Here is a 22438-nt window from a genome sequence, read left to right as displayed (position 1 = left end):
GACAAATACTGAACAATAAAACATTAACACCTATATAAATAATTAACAATGAGATTATTATAAAAAAATAACAAATTAAAGCTCATAGACAATGTTTTTATAACTCAAAATTAAGAATAAAGTCATCAAGATTTATATCAGTATCTAATTTTAGTTTCTTTCTTATCCTGTAACGCGAAGTGTGTAAACTTTGAAGTGAAATATTCATTAATCCAGCTACTTCATTTAAAGACATTCGTATACGTATGTAAGCACAAATTCTACAATCTGTAGCTGTAAGTTGAGGATATTTTTTCTTAAGTTTTTCATAAAAACCTGGATGGATATTCTCAAAAACCTCTTTAAATTGTTCCCAGTCTTTTTCCTGGTTTTGATTTTGAAAAAGTATCGATTTGAGCTCTGCCTCTATCTCTTCGGTAGATTTCTTCTTCTTATCAATCACTTTAGATATTTGTGACATGATTTTGTTTTTTGCCAGTAATTGAAGACTCATAGAAGTTATTTCCCTGTTCTTAGATTCCAGTTCAAGTAACTGTCTGTCGGCTTTAACTTTTAACAAATCATTTTCAGCTTTTTCTTTTTCTGTTTTTATGCGCTCAAGCTCTATCTTTTCATGTAGGCGTTCGTTATCTATCTCTATTAGCTTAAGGTTTTTCTTCTTGTTACGATATAAAAGCCACCCAAGACTAATAACCAAAACAGAAGTAAAAATAACCAGTAAAGAAAGAAAAAGTAACGATGTACTACGCTCCTTCTCTATATCGTATTTACTTTTTAAAAGTTCACTTTCCATTTTAGACTTTTCAAACTCGTTACTCCATTTGAGCTCCTCAATACGTTGCTTTACTTCATATCCGTAAATACTGTCTTTTAGTTTGTAGTAACGTTTTAGGTAAGTAGCTGAGTTTTTAAAGTCTTCTTTTTTATCTAAAATTAACGCTAATTGTCTATAGCCATCCATAATACCCCTGGGATAGTCCGATTCTTTTGCATAAACTATATGACTGTTAACATAATCAGATGCTTTTACTAAATCTCCCTTTGAAGTATAAATAATTGAATAATTCAGTAAAATCCTCTCCTTTAATCTGCTGTTATCACCTTTTTCAGCTATATCCAACGCTTTATTAAGTACTACTAAAGCTTCCTCATAGTTTTTTTGGTTTGTTTCAATATTACTGATATTAATCATACAACTTGCCATGCTGACAGAATCTTTAATTTCTTCAAAATTCTTTAAAGCACGTTCCTGATATTCCAAAGCTTTTGAGTAATCTTCGGTTATCATATATATGTTACCCACATTGGCATAATAAAGCCCTTTACCTCTTACATTTCCTATTTGATTATATATAGAATAGGTTTTATCAAAGTAATTACGGGAGTTTTGTAAGTCTCCGGTTTCAAAATAAAAAATCCCCATTGCATTATAAAGAGCACTGAGATTTTCAATATCATTTTTTTGTTCAAAATAGTTTTGGGCTTTTAAATAAACAGTAGCTGCCTTTGAATATTCATTTTTTTGCACATAATAGTTTCCCAGTACTATATACAACTGATTAATTAGTTGTTCCTCATTAAGCTTTTTAGCAATATCAAGTGCTTGTTGGGCATACGTCCCTGTTTGTTCAATATTACCTTCAATGATTTCAATACGGGTTTTATAGTAATATGCTTTTAATAATAAAATGTTACTTGTATCTCTTTTTATTTCATCAAAAGCTTTATCAGAAATAAAATTAGCCTTCGCTCTATCAGTAGCTGCTATTGAATCAAATGATTTTATCTGATTATATAAATCAGATTCCTTACGCAGGGAAACATCCTTTTTACAGCTAAAAAATAAAGTAAACAGAAAAAAGGTTAAAAAGAAGTGTAATTTCATAAATAATTCTTTCCGAAAAGCAAAGTAAACAAATTCTCATTGTTAAAGCCCAATTAATCAAAAAAACAATTACTTACTAAACTTATATTACAATCATTCAAAAATTAGCAAATTTGATCTTTTTCAATCAAAAATATTTTATATCTGATATTTAACCAGCAGCCTTGTACTAGTACATCTCTCCCCTCGAAAAGGGTTAAAATTTGGAAAAACAAGCTTTTCCAAATTTTACAAAAACCCGTAAAACCCTGTAAATCCAGCGATTTGCAGTTTTTTTTTGTTTTTCTTGCACTTCATCAGAATTTATATAGCTATTTGCAATGAACAAAATACTTACTATAAACGACGAAGAAAAGCTTAGATCGCTTTTGGCTCGTATCATAAATATTGAAGACTTTGAGATAGTTGAAACTTCAAATTGTAAATTAGGACTGTAATATCTAAGCCAACTACATATCCATTAAAAAACAAACCTCTTTATATCTTCTAACAGTTAAGTTATTTTCAATTTAGTAAATCGTTTTAGTAATTACTTCTATTTGTCTATATTTGATTTTACATTAAAAATTAATCAAAATGATTAGAAATAAATATTATTGCTTTTTTTTCCTGTTTTATAGTATCATATCATTTTCTCAAAGTATTCCTATTTACAAAAAATCTTTAATTGGTAATCGCATTGCCGAATTCATACCACAAGGTTATGACAAAGAAAAAACACCCTCACTGATATTGCAGAGTGAACCTGTAAACATGGGTAGTCTTCCTGAAAGTTGGAAATTGATACCTGAATTTACTTTAATAGCGAATAAAGCTAGTGCAACACTTTCATTGGAAGGAGATGTTAGTTTATATGGTGGCGGAGAAGTTACTGGTCCTTTGTTACGAAATAACCAATCAATTAAACTCTGGAATACGGATACCGGAGCATATAGTGTTGAAAATGGCAAAAGGCTCTATCAAACACACCCTTGGGTTATGGGGGTTCGGGCCGATGGAACAGCTTTCGGAATATTATTTGATAGCACGTGGAAAGCTGAACTTATTACAAATTCTGACAAAATAATATACAATTCAGAAGGTGCATTGTTTAGGGTTTATGTAATAGATCGTGATTCTCCACAAGCTGTAATGGAAGGCCTTGCTGAACTTATTGGTACTATTAAAATGCCTGCCCGATGGACATTGGGATATCATCAATGCAGATTTTCTTATGACTCAGAAGAGCGTGTACTTCAGATAGCAGACACATTCAGGTTAAAAAAAATTCCATGTGATGTTATTTGGATGGATATTGATTACATGGATGGATACCGAGTTTTTACCTTCGACAAAAAAAGATTCCCTGATCCTAAAAGTCTTAATGATAAATTACACCAAAAAGGTTTCAAAGCTGTATACATGATTGATCCCGGAGTAAAGGTAGATGAGAATTACCATATTTACCAGTCGGGCACTAAAAATGATATATGGGTTAAAAACCCGGATGGTACAGAATACCATGGAAAAGTATGGCCTGGTGATTGTACATTTCCCGACTTTACGATGCCAAAAACAAGATTATGGTGGGCAGATCTTTATAAAGATTTTCTAAATACAGGCATAGATGGTGTATGGAACGATATGAATGAACCTGCAGTTAATGACAATGAGTTACCTGAAAATTTACGCTTGGGAACTATGCCTTATGATACTCCCCACAGAGGAGGTGATTATTTGCCCTCAGGCTCACATTTATTGTATCATAATGCCTACGGAAGGTTAATGGTTGAGGCTTCATATAACGGTATTATAAATACAAATCCCGAAAAAAGACCTTTTTTACTTACCCGGGCTAATCTTTTAGGAGGACAACGTTATGCTGCAACATGGACAGGAGATAATTATGCCAGCTGGGAACACTTAAAACTATCTGTGCCAATGTCTTTAACTTTGGGACTTTCGGGACAACCTTTTAATGGTCCGGACATTGGTGGCTTTTTAGGAAATACAAGTGGTGATTTATGGGCTAACTGGATTGGATTTGGTGCATTTATGCCCTTTGCAAGAGGACATGCCTGTGCAGGAACAAATAATAAAGAGCCTTGGGCCTACGGAGAAGATATTGAAAAATCTTCAAGAATTGCATTAGAGAGACGATATCGTTTAATACCTTACTTATATACTTTATTCTATAGTTCTCATAAAACTGGACTACCTGTAATGGCTCCTGTTTTTTTTGCAGACAGTAAAGACCTAGAACTTAGGGCTGAAGAACAAGTGTTTTTATTAGGTAAAGACTTATTAGTAATTCCTTCATTTGCAAAAGATCCGGCATTGCCTTCTGGTATTTGGGAAGAATTTAGTTTGGTTGATGGTGACTTAAAAGATACTTATCAGGCTAAAATAAAAATTAGAGGAGGAAGTATACTGCCAATAGGTAAAATTATTCAGAATACTACCGAAAACTCTTTTGATCCGCTCACCCTTATAGTTTGTCTTGACGAGAATGGTAAGGCTTTTGGCAAACTTTATATTGATGAAGGTGATAATTGGAATTTTGAAAAAGGAGAATTTAGTTTAATCGAGTTTACTGCTCAAAAAAAGGGAAACAAGGTATTTGTAAAAATACATAATAAAGAAGGAAATATGGATCCTTATACTATTTTAGAAAATGTACATGTACAAGTTATACTAAATAAAAAAGTTTATACGGGTAATGGTACCCTACAAAATACGATAAAAGTAAAATTATAATAAGAGATAAAGGTTCTGTTGCCTGATTTATGAACAGATACAACAGAACCTTTTATTAGGTTTTAGTTAAGCTTAAAAGAACAAAAACTTAAATATACAACGCAAACTAAGAGTATAAGCAAAGCCCCTTGTTGTGAGCCGGAAAACTGTACGGCAGTTCCCATAAGTGGTGGTATTACAGCACCTCCTGCAACACCGGTTATCATAAGACCTGATATTTCATTAGTCTTATTTGGCTTGATTTTTATTGCAATAGTATAAATTACCGCAAAAATACTGGAAGAGCCAAAAGCAATAATACAAACAAATAATAGTATAAAAGACTGACTATTTACAATAAAGAGACTTATTAGTGCTAATAGCACTAAAGCCATGTTAAACTTAAAAAATGTTTTTTCAGGTAATTTAGTTAATAGTAAAACACCACAAAATGTTCCTATTGTCCTAGCTGCAAAATACCAACTTGAACCATAAGAGGCTTCTTCTTTCATTAATCCTATTCGCTCCATTAATAACTTTGGGGTTACAATGTTCATCCCTACATCAAGACCTACAATGCATAAAATACCTATAAAAGCGAGCATGATCCTGGTATCTTTTAATAATGAAAGTGTATCAATAAGGCCTGAAACCTTATTTTCACTGCGACCCTCTTTAATTCTTGTAAAGAATAACCACAACATTACCATTAATGTAATTGCACTATATATATAAAAACTTTTTTCCCAAGAGGCATACTTCAATGAAAAATAACCTACAATAATAGGACCTAAAAAAGAGGAAATAGCTTTTATAAACTGACCTAAAGTTACATAACTACCTAATTTATTTGGGTTTACAACATTTGCCAGCAAAGGATTAAGTGAAACCTGTAAAAAAGTATTACCTATCCCTAATAATACAAACGTTATGTAACAGTTGATCTCATTAAACTGAATTAGAGGAATTACTGTAGCTACAAAGGTTATTATAAGTCCGATTAAAACAATTTTTTTCTGCCCATGCTTATCCATTGCAGTAGCAGCAGGTATTGAGAGTATAAAAAACCATAAAAAAACCAATGATGGTAAAAAACCTGCCTGAGACTCGCTCCATTGAAACTGTGATTGGGCATAAGTAACCGAAATACCTACCAAATCACAAAATCCCATTATAAAGAATCCAAATAATATTGGAAAAAGTTTAAGTGATGATAACTCTTTTTGCATCAAAAAATTATTATGAAATTATTGTGACCATTTTTCAGAAGGTGACTTTCCTACTTTTAACTTTAAGGTTCCTCCATTTACTATTTGTTGTAACGGTAAAGAAAGTTCATTTAAAGGCTTACCGTTTAGGTTAGCTTGCTGCAGATATATATTTTCTTTAGAATTATTTGCAACATCAATAACAAATTTGCCCCTATTTAATTTTTTTGGCAAGTTTATAGTCACTTTATCAAACAAAGGACTTCCTATCTGGAATGACGGATTTATATCGGTAAGGCCTTTTACGTCAAAAAGACCTATGGATGACATTACATACCAGGCACCTAATTGTCCTTGATCTTCATCCTGTCCGTAACCATAACCATGTACACCTTCTGTTCCATAAAACTCATCACATATAGCATGAACCCATTTTTGGGTTAAATACGGTTTGCCGGAAAAATTAAATAGCCATGAAATATGAAGGTTAGGCTGGTTACCGTGATTATATAATGCAGAAAGTCCTGCAAAAGCATCTATTGTAGTTCCTCCTCCAAAAATATTTTTTTGTGATGATTCAAAAATGTTATTAAGCCTTTCGTTAAAAGTATCTTTTCCTAACATCTGTACAAGCTCTTGTACTGCATGAGGCACATAAAAAGTATATTGCCATGCATTCCCTTCCTGAAAACCTCTCCATGGCTGTAAAGGATCAAAATTATCAACATATTTTCCCTCAGCATTTTTAGGTCTTATAAATTTAGTTTCATTATCATATAAAAGTCTCCAGCCCTTAGATAAACCTATTAGTTTATCATAATCGTCGTTTTTACCCAAAGCCTTGGCTAGCTGGGCTACTGCATAGGCACTGTAAGAATACTCAAGTGTATGTGATGCCGAAAAACCCGAACCATTTGCATAAGTGTTGAAGCCGACATCATCTAACTGCGGAACATAACCTAACTCTATAAACTGTTTCACATCCATTTTGCCGGCTCCTTCAATACGGTTTTGCCATCCAAGCTCATTTTTAAGTGCTGCTGCATAGGCAGTTTCAATATCAAAATTTCTTATTCCCGAGTTATAAGCGGATGCTATTGCCAAACCTGTAAAATTCGTACCAACTCCCGATACGTATTTACTGCTTGCAATACCATCACCCAGCCATCCTGCATCTTTATATACTAACAACTGCCCCTGTACCCAATCGGCATAATATTCAGGATAAGCAAGTGCCCAAAGCTGTGTAAGGTTCCAAAAACCACCCCATATAGCATCGGTATTGTAATAATTATAAAGGGGTTTTCCTTTAGCATCAAGTGGTATTTGCCCTACTTGTCCATTATTCATAGGATAAGCCCCGTTTACATCACTCCCTACTCCCCTGCCTAATAAAGCATGGTAAAGCCCTGTATAAAACTTAATTTTGTCATCCTCATTTTTACCTTCTACGGTAATCCTACCCAGCTGTTCATTCCATACTTTAAGGTTTTCTTTTTTGGCCTTATCAAAACCAAGTTTTTTTGCTTCCGACTCCAGATTTTTTCGGGCGTTATCAATTGAGGTAAGAGACAAACCTATTTTCACGGTTACAGTTTCATTCTCCTGTGTATCAAACACAAGGTATACTCCCGCACCTTCACCGCTTGTAGTTTTTACTCCCGGTTTAATATCATTATGATTAAACACACCAAAATCTTTAAACTTCTTATCTACTACGGCACTGAAATACATGCGCACATCAGCTCCTGCCTGATACTTTTTCACATATTCAGGTGTTGTAATAACATAGCCCTCAATTCTGCCATCGGCTGTCAATGTTGCCTTAGCATCTTTAACTGCGCCACTTTCGCCCTGCCTGTTACCTACATCAAAAATAATATTAGACTGTCCTGATTTTGGAAAAGTATATCGCTGAAAACCTACGCGTTTTGTAGCTGTTAATTCTGCTTTTACACCAAAATCTTTTAAGAGTACCGAATAATAACCTGAAGTGGCATATTCTTCCTTCCTGTCAAATCGGGAGCGATAACCCGCGTCAGGATTTTCTAACGGCCCCGGTATGGTTTGAAGCTGCCCTACAGATGGTGCTACAACAATACCACCTATCTGAAACTCATGAAAGCAGGCAAATCCTTCTATAGATGTATCCCTGTCATCATAACCAGTCGCTTCCCATCCCTGAGCATTACCTAAATGTGCATTGGTAGAAGGGCCAAGTTTTGCCATGCCAAAAGGAGCTGAAGCCGGAGTATAAAAAAACCAGCGACTATGTGCCGTGCCTATATTAGGGTCTACATAATCAGAAAGTTTTTGCTTTTTTTCCTGACCAAGTACTGTTATAAAACTGATTAAAGCTATAGATATACTTAAAGTTTTATTTATCATAATTAAGATATTAATATAATACAGATTTTTAAATTATTGTTGCTCTCCTTTAAGGATGGCAATCCTTCCATACATCTCTACTAAACCTGCCTGTTGAAGCAACCATTTATCTCTCCCCGGGTTTTGTCCGGCCCAATCTTCATAAAAAAGATCATACTCGTTACGTGCATTACTCCATGCATAGTCTGCATTCTGTATAAATACATTTACATAAGTTTGTGCTGTTTGGTCATATTGAAGAAGGTCTAAATAACCTCTAAACAGGCACACATTAAACCAAGAATCATTAGCCGGGAAAAATAGCTTTGAATTTACAGTTCTTGTAAAATAAGAATAAGTAGACGCTGCTATAGTTCTTGCTCTGTCAAGATAAACCTCTTCCCCTGTTATTTCATACAAAAGAACATTGTTGGTAATCATAGCACCGCTATTATAGGTCCATTTTGTTGTATTCACAAAATTATTGCTAACTCTTATATCATTCCAAAAAAGATTGTCAACCGGATCCTGAATATATTCATTAAGCCAGTTATACAACCTCATTGCAAACTGAAGGTATTGTTCCTCATCAGTATGCTCGTAAAGTCTTAACAGATACGTTACCGAAAATGCTGTAGAACTTACAGCTTTCATGCATAATTCACTCTCTGGGTTATTCCTGTTTTGTTCACTCCAATATAATCCTCCTCCTGTACTATTATCTTCTCCGGTAAGACTGAATTGTGCGATTTCCTTCGCACGGTTAAGATATGCCGCATTATTTGTAATCTCATAGTTCTCAATCAAATCAATGGCAATAATAGCGTTATCATCATAAAAGCGGTCATCCTGGCTGTACTGTACAGGAAAGGCAGCATAAGCTGATGGTGTACGCTGGGTATCATAATACCCTTCAAGAGCTACATAAGAATGATTAAGCTCAGGATCATCAAAGCCTAATGCTACAAGCTGATTTACTCCCGACAAAAGACCATCTAAAGACCATAGATATGAACACTCTCTGTCTCCTTGTTGTACAGGAAAGTTCTCACGATAATAGCCGGTACTGTTTATCTTGTAATATTGCTGGATAAGATCGAATGTCTGCTTAGCTTTTTCGGTGTAGGTTATTATCTCTTCCGGTTCAGTATTCCCACCGTTAGTAAGGCCTGTATCTTCATTTTCCTGACACGATATATGAAAAGAGGCAAAAAAAATAAAGCAGGTTATATATAGATATTTCATAATTATAATTTTAGTATACTGTAATAGAGTGTTTATAATTTTGTGATGGCGACATATCAATAATTACGTCTGCAGTTTTGTCTTCAGAACCTAAAGGTAGCTTATACATACCTGTCCAGTCCTGATTCTGACCCGGGCTAGGTATATCTGCAAGATTATACACATTGTAATATTCTTCGGGTTCAGATGTGCCATCCGGCTGCACGCCAAAGGCTGTAAGACCAGAAATATTAGATCCGTTCATAGCATCATTATGATAACTGCCCCATATTTCCAACCCACTATCTGTAGTTACCCAAAAACGGTAGCGTTCCTCCGGATAACCCCAGTCATGAAAATAAGGTAATGCAATACCAGAAACAGAGAATTTATGATTCCCTTCATAAACTAAATCTCCCAGATTATATTGCCACGTTCTTATCATTTGAATATTTTGGATTTCGGTATACGAAATAGTTAACAGGTTAAAGTCAATTACTATTCTATATGGATTCCCGGTACCTGTAACCGGTATATCAGCCTCGCCATCTGCTTCAATAAGTTTGTTATTATCAGCTAGTTGATAATAAGTCCTGTCTTCATCTAATGAATTACAAAGCTTAATATTTCCGCCATTAAGTGATGCTATTATTTCAAATTTGCCGTCAGAAATCATTTTACATTGCATGGCTGTATCAAAACTATCAGCTTCAAAACCATCTCCATATATAAATAATGTTGCCGGTATATCGCTAATTCCCGCAGGGCGCTTAAGTCTTAATACATTTACCTGCTCAGTTACCTTACTTTCACCTCCCTGAGAAGCAATTACTGTCCATTTAACCTCACCTTCAGAGTCTACTCCTATACCAGCATCGCGGGCAATCGAAACAAGTTGACCTGAGGTTAGGGAAAGGTAATTTTTACTTCCTCCTCCAGCAGATCGAATACTGAAAAAAGGATTTGAAAAATCTCCGGAAGGGATATCAAAAACCACTTCATAAAGTACTACACCTCCATACTTAGATTCAGAAGCTGTCCATTCAAAAACAGTTGGTGCCGTATTTTCAAGGTTAATAGCAATATAGTGATTGTCTACTGGTGTAATAAGTTCTTCAGGAGCTTCAAACCCAACCTGCAATGCATAATCATCATCATTACACGATACAAAAAGGAGCATCGCTACAAGACTAAGTAAACTATAATAAATATTTCTCATAATTTTAGATTTTACCAATTAGGATTTTGTGAAATATTAGAATTTAAATCGCGTTCGGCCTGTGGCACGGGCCATAAATAGTGTTTTGCAGGATCAAATATCCTGTTTTCCACTCTTACATAGCCATCATCAACAGCATCTTCATCTGTTTTCATACCATGTACCCAGCCGTTAAGTTTTTCTTCAGCATTACCCCAACGTCTAAGATCCATAAGCCTTAATCCTTCCATAGCTAGTTCAGACCTGCGCTCTCGCCTTATAATATCAATAAGGGCTGATCCTGATACGGCAGGGTAATTAAGAGCATTATCATTTGTAAAACCGGCACGTACACGTAATTTTCTTATGGTCATATCCCACTCATTCTGGCCAAACTGTCCTAATTCTGCTTTAGCTTCTGCATACATAAGTAGGATGTCTGCATAGCGTATAAGAATTAAGTTAGACCCTGAATTAACTAAGTTACGGGCTGTCTTATCATAAAATTTAGCAACATAATAACCAGTTGGTGTTGAGTTTGAAGCATAATGAATTGCATCGGGGCCTGTGCCTAAAGCAGTTTGAATGGTGGTGAAAGTTCCGTCAGGATTTTCAAGCTGTGATTCATGCCTTATAATTGTTGCATCCAGTCTCGGATCTCTATTGCTATAAGGATTAAGTTCATTGTAAGATGGATCTTCAATGGTATTTCCGTTAAGCATTATGTAATCGTCTACAAGTTCCTGAGTTGGAGATATTGCTGCAAAACCACCTAAAGATGGAGGTATAAGAAAATATTGTATGTTATGCTCCCTGTTAAGAGGCATAAACTCTACATTAAGCAACACTTCTATATTATCCTTATTCTCTGGTTTAAACAAGCCGGAATAGCTATTAAATAAATCTATGCTGCCTGCTTCGCCGTTTATTATATCTTCACAAACAGCACTTACTTCATCCCAACGTGATTCACAAAGCAGTACTCGTGCTTTAAGCCCCATAGCAGCACCTTTTGTTATACGACCTTTGTCAGTATCAGGATAAGATGTTGGTAAACCCATCGACTGATCAAGCTCATTTAGTATAAACTGAAGTATTTGCTGTTTTGGTGATCTCGATATAGTCATAGATTCCTCTATGCTAATCTGTTGCGTAACGAGTGGCACATCTCCAAAGTTATTCATCAGTATAAAGTAATGAAAGGCTCTTATCACCCTAGCTTCAGCCCTGTAACGTTCTTTAAGCTCATTACTTAGACCTGCTACATTTTCAATATTATCAAGAAGTATATTACAGCGTCTGATACCTGCAAATCGTGCATTCCATACTTCTCTTACCAGGGGAGCCGATGCATCATAACTACCATTTGCAATATCTCTTACTAACGATCCGTTATTGCTTCTTGTATATGAATTGTCTGATAGCGATTCATTAAAAATAAACTGTTCGGCTCCATAAAGATCGGGGTAGCAACTATTAAGGGCTGCCAATGCATCTTCGGGCTTATCCCAAAAAGTGATATCCGATTCCCTGTCTACAAGCGGGGTATCTAAACTTTCGCAACCTGTTATCATCATGATAAATAAGGCTATGACCAGATAATTTCTCATTTGTAAATTTTTTAAAAGTTAACATTTAGTCCTACTGCCCATACCTTGGTTACCGGATACACCCTCCCGTTACTGGCATCGCCCGAATTAATTTCAGGATCGTAACCGGCTTTTAGTTTAGTAAGCGTTAGCAGATTTTGACCGGTTATGTAAGCCCTAAGCCTGGTTATTCCTATTTGTTGTGTGATTTCTTTTGGAATTGAAAAACCTAACTGTAAATTCTTAAGCCTTGCATAAGCAGCATTTTGTATCCAAAAATCAGATCTGGCAGCATTATTTGCAGATTCTGCACCTACAGTAAGTCGTGGATATGAAGCATCCGGGTTTGCCGGTGTCCATCGATCAATGTGATAATCCATCACCGGACCTTCGTTATTATTATGAAATGCTTCTACACCTTCTCCGCGTATCCACATGCTTCTCTTTCCTACACCCTGTATAAAGAAGCTAAAGTCAAGTCCTTTCCATTGAGCACTATAAGTAAAACCATAGTTATACCTTGGAAAAGGGTTTCCTAAAATAAAACGGTCGTCTTCCTCTCTTATCACTCCGTCGCCATTCCTGTCTACATATCGTAAATCTCCTGGCTTGGCACCCGCTGCGTTAAAGTTTTGTTGGGGGCCATTTGCCACCTCTTCAGCATTTTGATAAATACCGTCAGTCATTAAGCCATAGTATGAATTTATAGGAAATCCTTCCCTAAGTATTGTTACTACATCAGTACCGCCTATAAGCGTCCTTCCGCCATCATCAGTAACCTCATTCACATTATCGGCAAGGTTTGCTGTAATGGAATGACTTACTTTTCCTGTATTAAAGCGATAATTTACAGCAATCTCGTAACCTGAGTTATTGATTGACCCAACATTTTGTACAGGAGAACCCGCACCGTAAATTCCCGGAACCGGTAAATTACTAACCAACACATTTTTAGAGTCTTTACTATATACGTCAAAAGTAAAGTTCAGTCTGTTATTAAAAAATCCGGCTTCAATACCAAAATCAAGCGTTTCACTCGTTTCCCAGCTAATGTCGCGGTTAGCTACACTAAAATAGGCTCCGTTAGCTAAATTATCATTAAATGAATAGGCTTGAGTATTTACTGTAATGGTACTTAAATACTGGTAAAGCCCAATATCCTGATTACCTACCTGCCCCCACGATGCCCTTAATTTAAGGTTACTAAGAAATCCTGCTGTAGACTGCATAAAGTTTTCCTGAGATATACGCCATCCGGCAGAGAACGAAGGGAATACTCCCCAACGATTATCCGAAGCAAAGCGTGAAGAACCATCGGCACGCAAGTTACCTTCAAAAAGGTATTTATCCTTATAAGAATAGTTAAGCCTCGCAAAATAAGATTGAATACTCCATTCTTCAGCGCTACCATAAGTATTACCCTCATCAGTATATGTACCATTTGATAAAACCCCAAATTCATTGCCGGGAATTCCGATTTTTCTTGCCTGGAACCATCTTCTCTCGCTACTTTCCTGTGATAGTCCTAATAACCCGATAAAAGAATGGTTTTCACCAATGTTTTTTGTATAATTTAGTGTTACTGTTGAATTAAGTAATACCGTTTTGTCAAAACGATCCATAACAGAACTTTCTAAATCTCCACCTCCCAAATAAGGCGCATAATCTATAGATTTTCTAAATTCATGGGTATTATTATCTGAAACATTTGCCCCAAAAAAACCTTTAAGTTTAAGATCGTTTATAATACTCCACTCAGCACTAAGACTTCCTGAAAAATTATCGATTTCATAAGTTCTCATACCGCCGTTAGTAAGTCTTGCAAGCGAGTTAGAATTACTCCCGCTGGGTAAGGTAAAGTTACCTTCTTCATCTCTTATGTTATAAATTACAGGCATTCTTGTAGCCTGTTCTATTAGCCAATTTGTCCAGTAGGCATGCTCATTTACAGTAGAACCATTATAAAATCCTGTCGCTACAATGTTTAGATTATCAAACAGTTTTGAACTTATATTTAACCTTGCGTTATTTCGTTTTAATCCATAATCATCATTACCTTCAAAAAGGCTCCTTTGGTTTAAGTGTCCTACAGATAAATGATAAGTAGTATTATTTCCTCCACCCTGTACCGCAAGATTGTGAGATTCCTGAGGTGCTGACTTCCTGTATAGTTCTTCCAGCCATATAGTTCCTTTACCTAATGCTCTGAAATCATTTATCTCCTGAGGAGAATATCGAGCTGGTAGTCCTGAATTAACCAGTGCTTCATTTCGCAATTCGGCATACTCCCAAGCCTGAGCATATTTTGGCATATTAGTTGCTTCCTGAAAACCATACAAGTAATCGTAGGAAATACTTGTTTTACCTGCCTTGCCTTTTTTAGTTGTAATTAATATAACTCCATTTGCAGCCCTTGAACCATATATGGCTGTAGATGAGGCATCCTTAAGTACTGATACTGTCTCTATATCATTAGGGTTAATATTATCTATACTTCCTATAAGTCCATCAATAAGTACCAAGGGATATGTATTTGACTGAAAAGTACCTATGCCACGAATGTTAATTACTGACCCCTGACCCGGCTCACTACTGCCCTGTTGGATTACAAGCCCAGGGGTTGTACCCTGTAATGCCTGTGCGGCACTTGTTATGGGACGGTTCTCAAAAGCATCTGAATCTACTGTACTGATGGCCGATGTTACACTATTTCTTTTTTGGGTAGCATATCCCACAATAACAACTTCCTGCAAAGAGTTTATTTCTTCCTTAAGTACAAAATCTATTGTATCTCTTCCATTTATATGCTGTTCCTGAGTAGCATAACCTATAAAAGATACTACAAGTATTGCATCAACCGGCGCTTTTATAGTATAAACCCCGTTTAAATCACTCACCACAGTATTAGTAGTACCTTTTACAGCCACTGTTGCTCCGATAATAGTTTCGCTAGTTGTGGAATCTGATATAACACCGGTAATGGTGGTTTGCGCATACATCCCTGTATTAAAAATTAAGGCAATGAGTATGGCAAGTTTTAATCCGGCTCGCTTTTCGATCCGGGAAAACAGTCTGCTTTTTTCATGTTTTCTCATAATTTCATACTTATGTGTTAGTTGTTTATTGGTAAGGGTATGATTATTTTACAAAAGCTTTTACCAGCAGTACGGGTATATGGCTTAAATTTTTAATGGTGTAACTCTCAGTTGCTGCAGGTACAACAAATGTTTCGGCATAATTAAAAATCTGTGAAAGACCGTTTTGTGTAGTAATCTCTATTTTTGAGCCTTCCACTAACATCCATACATGACATTTGTTGTTGGTTTTTATTGTGACCTCATCTTTTATATTATAGCGGTAAACATCATAAAAATGATCCTTATGTGTAGGTAAATGCTCTATTGTATAACTATCATATTGTTGTATAACATATGGTTTGGATATCAGTTCTTTTTCAACTGTATTACCACTTCTGTTAAAGTTTACATTTGCCATTCCCCTATCAATATTTATAGGACGTGGTTTACCATCTAAATCAAGACGAAGCCAGTCATACATCTTAAAAGTGAAAATATAGGGTGCGCTACTTATTTCAAGTACCATATTATTGCTGCCCGAAGCATGTATAGTGCCATGTGGAATTAAAAAAAGGTCGTGCCTGTTTGCTTCAAATTTTTGAATATATCTGTTTACATCCAACTCTACTGATTTTTCCTGACTGTGTTTTAATGCCTTTTCAAAATCCATAGGCTCAACACCATCTTGAAATCCTAAATAAACTTCAGCATCGCTTTTACAATCCAGTATATAATAAGTTTCATCCTGAGTAAACGGCATACCAAATTCCTGTTTTATATATTGCGGAGATGGATGGCATTGTATAGAGAGGTTTCCCCCGTCAAAAGTATCCAGGAAGTCAAACCGTATAGGGAAGTCATGTTTAAAGGTTTCTGCACAATCTCCAAGAATGTTTTTGTAATTATTAAACATTAGAGTATCAAAAGAAACCTCCAGAAGAAAACCATCACTTTCAAGTAATAGTCCGTTCTCAAGAACCATAAGTTCAAAAGACCATGCAAGATTTTCAACATTACCATTAATGCCTTCAAGATGGTCTTTCATCCAACTGCCACCCCAGGCACCCGGTTCAAACCATGGTCTTGGCCTAAAAACATTAGATGCCATGGCGGTAAGTCCATCTCTTAGGTCATCTCCTCCCATAAAAAGAATATTATCCGGCCTTTGTCCGTCTATAATAACATCTATATTAGGAAGCAACTGTTCTTTATGCTTATTAAGGACTACCCAATCAATAAAAAAGAATCGTTTATAAGTACTTTTATTATCGGTAAGTTCTTCAGTACCTAAGTTACCTGCCCTTCCTGCTCTGGCTCTGAATTGGAGTTCATTTTTAGGAAGATCTACATATAATATGGGAGCATTCCAACCTGATAATACAGCACCGGGTCCAACAACAATATTGATATCTACAGATGGATCCTGAACTATCTTAGATAGTCTGTCTTTATCAAACCAGTCTGATAATGTTTTATCGGTAATCTTACCAAACAGAGGGTCATCTCCCCCCAAATAAGGCTCTAACATTACATTAATCTCATCAGCCGGTTTCATAGCAGCATCAATATGAAACCATCTTGCTCTTTTACCTAATTGAGTAAGTTCTCTATCTATAAATTTTATAAAATCTTCCCAAAATATGCCCTGATAACCGTCTATTATAACACTTGAAAATTTTGATATTAATTGAGCAAGATTATCATAGCCTGGTTTAATTTTACCTTTTCCGATATTAAAAGCCGGATAGGCATCGTAAGCTATTTTACTGCTTTCTTCTTTTTTTTCAGGTATTAGAAACTGTTCTGTTTTTCTTGATATTTTATTTTTTGATACTTCTTTTTCCTGCTTATTTTTAACGTATGCTACAGCCCCAATTATTGCTGCCTTATCCCATAGCTCAGAAATTTTTACATCTAAATTATTCTCTAAATTCAGTTTACCTAAAAACTTATCCATAAATAATGGTGCTGCCTTAGCTATACCACCTCCTAAAACTATTCTTTCAGGTTTAAATGAATCTACCCAAGGTTTCATGAAATCTGCAAAATTCTCAGCAAATAAATCAAATAAGCCAAGTGCTTTTATATCATTTTCATTTGCCAGTTTGGCAATAGCCTCTACACTGGCAATATTTTCATTATTTATCTCATTCCACTGTTGAACAAACCATCGTGTTGAAAAAAAGTCGTCAGCAATACCATCTTTAAAAGGAATATTATACAGATATCCATTTGTAGGAATACCTTCTCCCATCCCATCCTGCATAGCGCCTTCTACAAGAAATGTACTACCAAAACCTGTCCCAAGGGTCATGATTATACTCTTTGAGCTGTTAATAGCTGCACCACTTACATATTCACCTATTGCAAAACTCTCGGCATCATTAATGAAATAAACCGGAGTTCCGTCAGCAATTTTTTGTAATTCCTGTTTAACATTAAGCCCAAACAAAGAATCATACTTTTGAACACCATAAATCTTAGAAATACCATTTTCATAATCGAAGGGACCCGGCATGGCCACGCCCACTCCTACTATATTTTCAAAGCTGCCAACATTACAGTTACTCATTACAATTGAAAAGAGTTCTTTGCAGCATTTAAAAAATTCTGAACTTGCGCTGTTAGAATCATGAACAGCTTTATGATAGGATTCTTTTATTAATTCTCCTGTTTTTGCATTTACCAACGCTCCGGAGATATGAGAACCACCAACATCGATACCTAAATAATAAAGTGACATATAACTTATTTTAAAAATACTAATATGTACATATGTATGTACAATAACGTTGTAGCAAATTAAAGAAAAGCATTTATGATAACAAAATAATAACTTAATTTTTGCTAAAAATTAATTACATTTGTCTATATAAAAAACAAAAAAATTAACTTAAAGTTTCTATTTATATAGTTTAAAGCTTATAGTAATGATAATTTAAAAAATAATTAATTATCAAATAATTAACATAATAAATGAAAATATCATTAGATTACAATAGTCCTATACCATTACATATTCAAATTGAAGAGCAAATTAGAGAGGCTATAAAAGCTGATGAATATCAAAACGGCGCTAAAATGCCAAACGAAGTTAGTTTGTCTAAACAATTAGGCATATCAAGAAGTACATTGAGGCAATCAATTAATAAATTAGTTTATGAAGGATTACTAACTCGTAAAAAAGGCGTAGGTACTTTTGTCAAAAAAGCTGCAATAAGTTCGAAAGCACAAAACTGGTTAAGTTTTTCTCAGGAAATGAAAGCTTTAGGAATAATACCGAAAAATTATGAGCTGCATGTTAGTTGGGTTAAAGCTAATAAAGAACTTAGCCTGTTTTTTAATTTAGAAGAAAATTCAAGAATACTAAAGCTTGAGCGTTTAAGAGGAAATACAGATATTCCGTTTGTATATTTTGTATCCTACTTTAACCCTCGTATAGGATTAACCGGAAACGAGGACTTTTCTAAACCTCTTTATGATATTCTGGCTCATTATAACTCTATCGCTAAGCTATCGAAAGAAGAGATAAGTGCTGTTAAAGCTGATGCTTTTTTCGCTCAAAAACTGGAGATAAATGAAGGAGATCCCATTCTTAGAAGAAAACGTTTTGTTTTTGATCCCGGAAACAGGCCTTTAGAATGGAACGATGGTTATTACCGTGCTGATAGCTTTACATATACGCTGGAATTTGATCGAGAAGTTTAAAGACTATTTAATCATTATAATTAAAAAGCCAATTCATAAAACTGTGAATTGGCTTTAATTTTAAACTACTAACATTCAAAAAAGTATTTATAACTATTTGTTTAGCTATTTATAATTACTTAACACTAAACTCATAGATTGTTTTTGTTTTATATAGCTCTCCTGCTTTTAATACAACCGATGGAAATTCTTTTTGGTTAGGCGAGTCAGGATAATGTTGTGTTTCCAGGCAAAGGCCACTCCGTTTCTCATAGTTACCTTGTTTTTTGCTTTTTAAAGTTCCGTCTAAAAAATTTCCGCTATAAAACTGAATTGCAGGTTGATCTGTATAAACTGTCATGTATCTGCCTGATTCTTTATGGTACAAACCAGCAACTTCTTTCATGTGTTTAACGGTATTATTAAATATCCAGCAATGGTCATATCCTTTTCCTATTACAAGCTGATCGTTATCTGCATTAATATCTTTCCCAATATTTTTTGCTGTTGTAAAATCAAATGGCGTTCCGGCAACATACCTTAACTCACCGGTAGGGATAAGAGTACTATCAACAGTCAAAAATCTATCGGCTTTAAGCTCTAAATTGTGATCCAGTATAGTTTTAAAATTACCTGATAAATTAAAATATGAATGCTGAGTAAGATTTATTATAGTTGTTTTATCAGTATCAGCTTCATAAGAAATCTCAAGAGCATTTTTATTAGTAAGAGTATAAATTACAGTCACATTAAGATTGCCGGGATAACCTTCTTCCCCATCTATAGATGTGTATGACAGTTTTAATGAAGGCTCATCTTCTGAAATTATTTTTGCTTTCCAAATCTTCTGATCAAATCCTTTACCCCCATGTAAATGATTAACTTCGTCATTAACAGGAAGCTGATAATCAATATCCTCTAATGTAAATTTACCCTTAGCTATACGATTACCATAACGGCCTATAATTGCTCCAAAATATGACGGATTACCATTTAGGTATAAATCAGGTGTTGTATATCCTAATACTACATCTTCATATTTTCCGTCCCTATCAGGTGCTGTTAATGATATAATAGCTCCGCCCATTGTAATAACTTCCATTTGCATACCTTTTGTATTAATTAAGCTATACTTATAGACTTCTTCTCCTTCAGAAGTTACAGCGTATACAGACTGTGTAACAGAAGATTTAGCCTCTGCTACGGAATGTATTTCATTTTTGGCTTCTTCTTTACATCCCAGCAAAACACAGATTATTAAAATAATAATGATACTTTTAAAATTCATATATGCATTATATTCTGTTATTTTGTATTTACCTCAATACTACCGCCATCTTTAAACAAATCATGTGGTATAAAATATCCCTTTATATCTGCACCATTCACTTTTATTGATTTTAAATCTCTTTTACCGTTAGGATTACTTATTATAAGCTTTTTACCCGATGGCATTGTCCATTCAACTTTATCAAAAATCGGTACTGTTACAATATATTCAGGATCAGCCGGAGATAAAGGATACAATCCTAAAGCTGTCCATACATACCATGATGACATTTCCCCTGCGTCGTCCATACCGCACATAGCAAGACCTTCGGGTCCAATATCATACATAGTAGCTAAAACTTCATCAATAATCTTTTGCGATTTTTCAGGCTTATTTACAAAATAGTAAGAAAAAGGAGCTTCGTGAGCCGGTTGATTACCATGACAGTACTGACCTATAAAACCCGATATATTCCATGCTATGTATTCAGGATTCCATGGCTTTGTGAAAAATGTATCAAGTTTTTTTTCAAAAGCTTTTTTACCACCGTAAAGTTTAACCAAACTTTCCATATCATGAGGTACATAAAACGAGACATTCCAGGCATTTGCTTCACGATACATGTATTCATAATACGGATATTCAGGATTAAAAGGAGTAATCCAATCACCGTTTTCAAGCCTTCCTCTCATAAAGTTGGTTTGCTTATCAAATACATTAATATAGTTTTTAGAACGTTTCTTTAAATCCTTATAATGCTCAGTATCTCCCAAGTTTTTAGCAAGAAGTGATAAAGCATGGTCATCATAAGCATATTCAAGTGTTTTTGTAACACCAGCTTTTGCTTTTGTCTCCACATGTGGATTCTTAACATCTGGATCTGAAATAAAACCTTTAGCAATATATTCAGAAACATAAGGTCTTGTTCCTCCTTCTTTATAGGCGTTATTTAACAGTAATTCATAAGCCTTATTTACATCATAATCCCTAATGCCTCTTAGATAAGAACCTGCAATGAAAGATGCAGCGTGGTCACCATGAAAAAATGTAGGCATAAAACCTTTTATATCTCCTTTATTAATCATAGAGTTTATAATATCGTTTGTTACATCCGGAGAACAAATACTAAGGAGTACAAGCTTATTTCTGTAATCATCCCATAAAGATGGCAGGGTATAATAACGATACTTCTCTTTTCTCACCTTACCCGCCTCATCAGTAAACTGTCCATTTACGTCACTTCTAAGAGCTGGCCAAAGAAACGATCTGTAAAGCATGCTGTAAAACAACATATTTTGGTGGGTTGTACCGCCCTGTACTTCAATTTTAGAAAGCAGGCTTTCCCATGTTGTATTACCTTCCTGGTAAACTTGTGAAAAAGTTTTATTACCTACCTCACTGTTTAGGTTCTCAGCCGCATTTTCAACACTTACAAAAGATAAAGCTATTTTAAGAGTTACTGGGGCATTACCGTCTTTTAGAGATAATAATGCATATCCATTACTTTTTGTAATATCTTTTATATCTGTGTTTAGAATATCAGTATCTACTGTAGCATAAAAATAAATTTTCTCTCCTCCGGTTCTCTGGTATCCTGTAATTACATTTGTTCCTTCCTGTCGAATAGTCCAGTCATCCACATGATTGTTTGCTTTACCTAAATCAAATAATATCTTTCTGCCTGAATTATTCTTATAAGTATACTCATGCACACCACAACGTAATGTAGAAGTAAGCTTTACCAAAACATCATAGTTATCCAGATAGACTTCATAATATGCCGGACTTGCTTTTTCCTTATCATGGCTAAAAGCAGACTGGTATGGTGCTGACGCACTCCCCGATACAGGAAGTATAGGAATATGACACAAATTCCAGTGTCCTTTATTAGTATGGGTAAAACCTAAAATTGAAGTATCTTCATATTCATAACCTGCCCCAGACCTGTATTTTGTCATAGGGCTTAATTGCACCATCGCGTTAGGCACAGAAGAACCCGGAAATACAAGCCCTGCCCATACACGCATATCTGCCGGAGGCGTGTACCCTATAATTTTTGTATCTAATAAGGGAGCTGTACCTATAAAAGGATTAACCTGAGAAGTATATTTTGTTTTTGCAACACTTGTATTTAACTGTGCCGACACCTCTCCTAAACATAAGGTTGCGACCAGAAAAGCAAATGCAAAATTACTTTTATATTTTTTCATAATTTAAA

At 35.0% G+C, this 22438-nt stretch carries 12 protein-coding genes; 2 read left to right on the top strand and 10 right to left on the bottom strand.

The features are described 5' to 3' along the window. Window positions 1–97: 97 nt before the first annotated feature. Window positions 98–1885 carry a tetratricopeptide repeat protein gene (locus tag V3Z67_RS13845; protein ID WP_330443870.1) on the bottom strand — a complete coding sequence of 596 codons (1788 nt, stop codon included), beginning with the start codon at window positions 1883–1885 and terminating at the stop codon, window positions 98–100. A gap of 576 nt (window positions 1886–2461) precedes the next feature. Here V3Z67_RS13845 and V3Z67_RS13840 point away from each other — a divergent pair. Next, entirely contained in the window at window positions 2462–4621 is a 2160-nt protein-coding gene (locus V3Z67_RS13840; protein WP_330443869.1) for a TIM-barrel domain-containing protein, read from the top strand. A 62-nt stretch (window positions 4622–4683) separates the two neighbouring features. Here V3Z67_RS13840 and V3Z67_RS13835 read toward each other — a convergent pair whose 3' ends face one another. From V3Z67_RS13835 to V3Z67_RS13805, 7 genes are read right to left on the bottom strand one after another with little or no spacing between them, the layout of a single operon-like run. Beyond that, window positions 4684–5829 (bottom strand): MFS transporter, encoded by a 1146-nt coding sequence (locus V3Z67_RS13835; protein WP_330443868.1) that lies wholly within the window; start codon window positions 5827–5829, stop codon window positions 4684–4686. An 18-nt stretch (window positions 5830–5847) separates the two neighbouring features. Then, a complete protein-coding gene (locus V3Z67_RS13830) occupies window positions 5848–8196 on the bottom strand; it encodes a GH92 family glycosyl hydrolase (RefSeq protein WP_330443867.1) in 2349 nt (782 codons plus the stop codon). 33 nt (window positions 8197–8229) lie between these two features. After that, window positions 8230–9420, bottom strand: a complete 1191-nt coding sequence (locus tag V3Z67_RS13825) for a glycoside hydrolase family 76 protein (RefSeq protein ID WP_330443866.1) — start codon at window positions 9418–9420, stop codon at window positions 8230–8232. A 10-nt stretch (window positions 9421–9430) separates the two neighbouring features. Continuing rightward, window positions 9431–10618, bottom strand: coding sequence for a SusE domain-containing protein (locus tag V3Z67_RS13820; protein ID WP_330443865.1), 1188 nt, complete (start codon window positions 10616–10618; stop codon window positions 9431–9433). 11 nt (window positions 10619–10629) lie between these two features. Next, window positions 10630–12207, bottom strand: coding sequence for a RagB/SusD family nutrient uptake outer membrane protein (locus tag V3Z67_RS13815; protein ID WP_330443864.1), 1578 nt, complete (start codon window positions 12205–12207; stop codon window positions 10630–10632). 11 nt (window positions 12208–12218) lie between these two features. Next, window positions 12219–15281: a SusC/RagA family TonB-linked outer membrane protein gene (locus V3Z67_RS13810; protein WP_330443863.1), complete on the bottom strand. Its 3063-nt coding sequence runs from the start codon at window positions 15279–15281 to the stop codon at window positions 12219–12221. 43 nt (window positions 15282–15324) lie between these two features. Next, a complete protein-coding gene (locus tag V3Z67_RS13805) occupies window positions 15325–18006 on the bottom strand; it encodes an ROK family protein (RefSeq protein ID WP_330443862.1) in 2682 nt (893 codons plus the stop codon). Between the two features lie 233 nt (window positions 18007–18239). On the opposite strand from V3Z67_RS13805, the gene V3Z67_RS13800 reads away from it, so the two are divergent. After that, window positions 18240–18971, top strand: a complete 732-nt coding sequence (locus tag V3Z67_RS13800) for a GntR family transcriptional regulator (RefSeq protein WP_330443861.1) — start codon at window positions 18240–18242, stop codon at window positions 18969–18971. Window positions 18972–19086: 115 nt separating this feature from the next. Here V3Z67_RS13800 and V3Z67_RS13795 read toward each other — a convergent pair whose 3' ends face one another. Both V3Z67_RS13795 and V3Z67_RS13790 read right to left on the bottom strand, forming a co-directional pair. Continuing rightward, a complete protein-coding gene (locus V3Z67_RS13795; RefSeq protein ID WP_330443860.1) occupies window positions 19087–20196 on the bottom strand; it encodes an aldose epimerase family protein in 1110 nt (369 codons plus the stop codon). Window positions 20197–20255: 59 nt separating this feature from the next. Next, window positions 20256–22430 (bottom strand): GH92 family glycosyl hydrolase, encoded by a 2175-nt coding sequence (locus V3Z67_RS13790; protein WP_330443859.1) that lies wholly within the window; start codon window positions 22428–22430, stop codon window positions 20256–20258. Between the last annotated feature and the right edge of the window lie 8 nt (window positions 22431–22438).

The sequence above is a fragment of the Flavobacterium sp. C4GT6 genome (assembly GCF_036347315.1).
In the GTDB taxonomy this organism is placed as follows: Bacteria; Bacteroidota; Bacteroidia; order Flavobacteriales; family Flavobacteriaceae; genus Flavobacterium.
The sequence above is the reverse complement of the archived record's forward strand: the minus strand, read 5'-3'. Positions and strand labels throughout refer to the sequence as shown.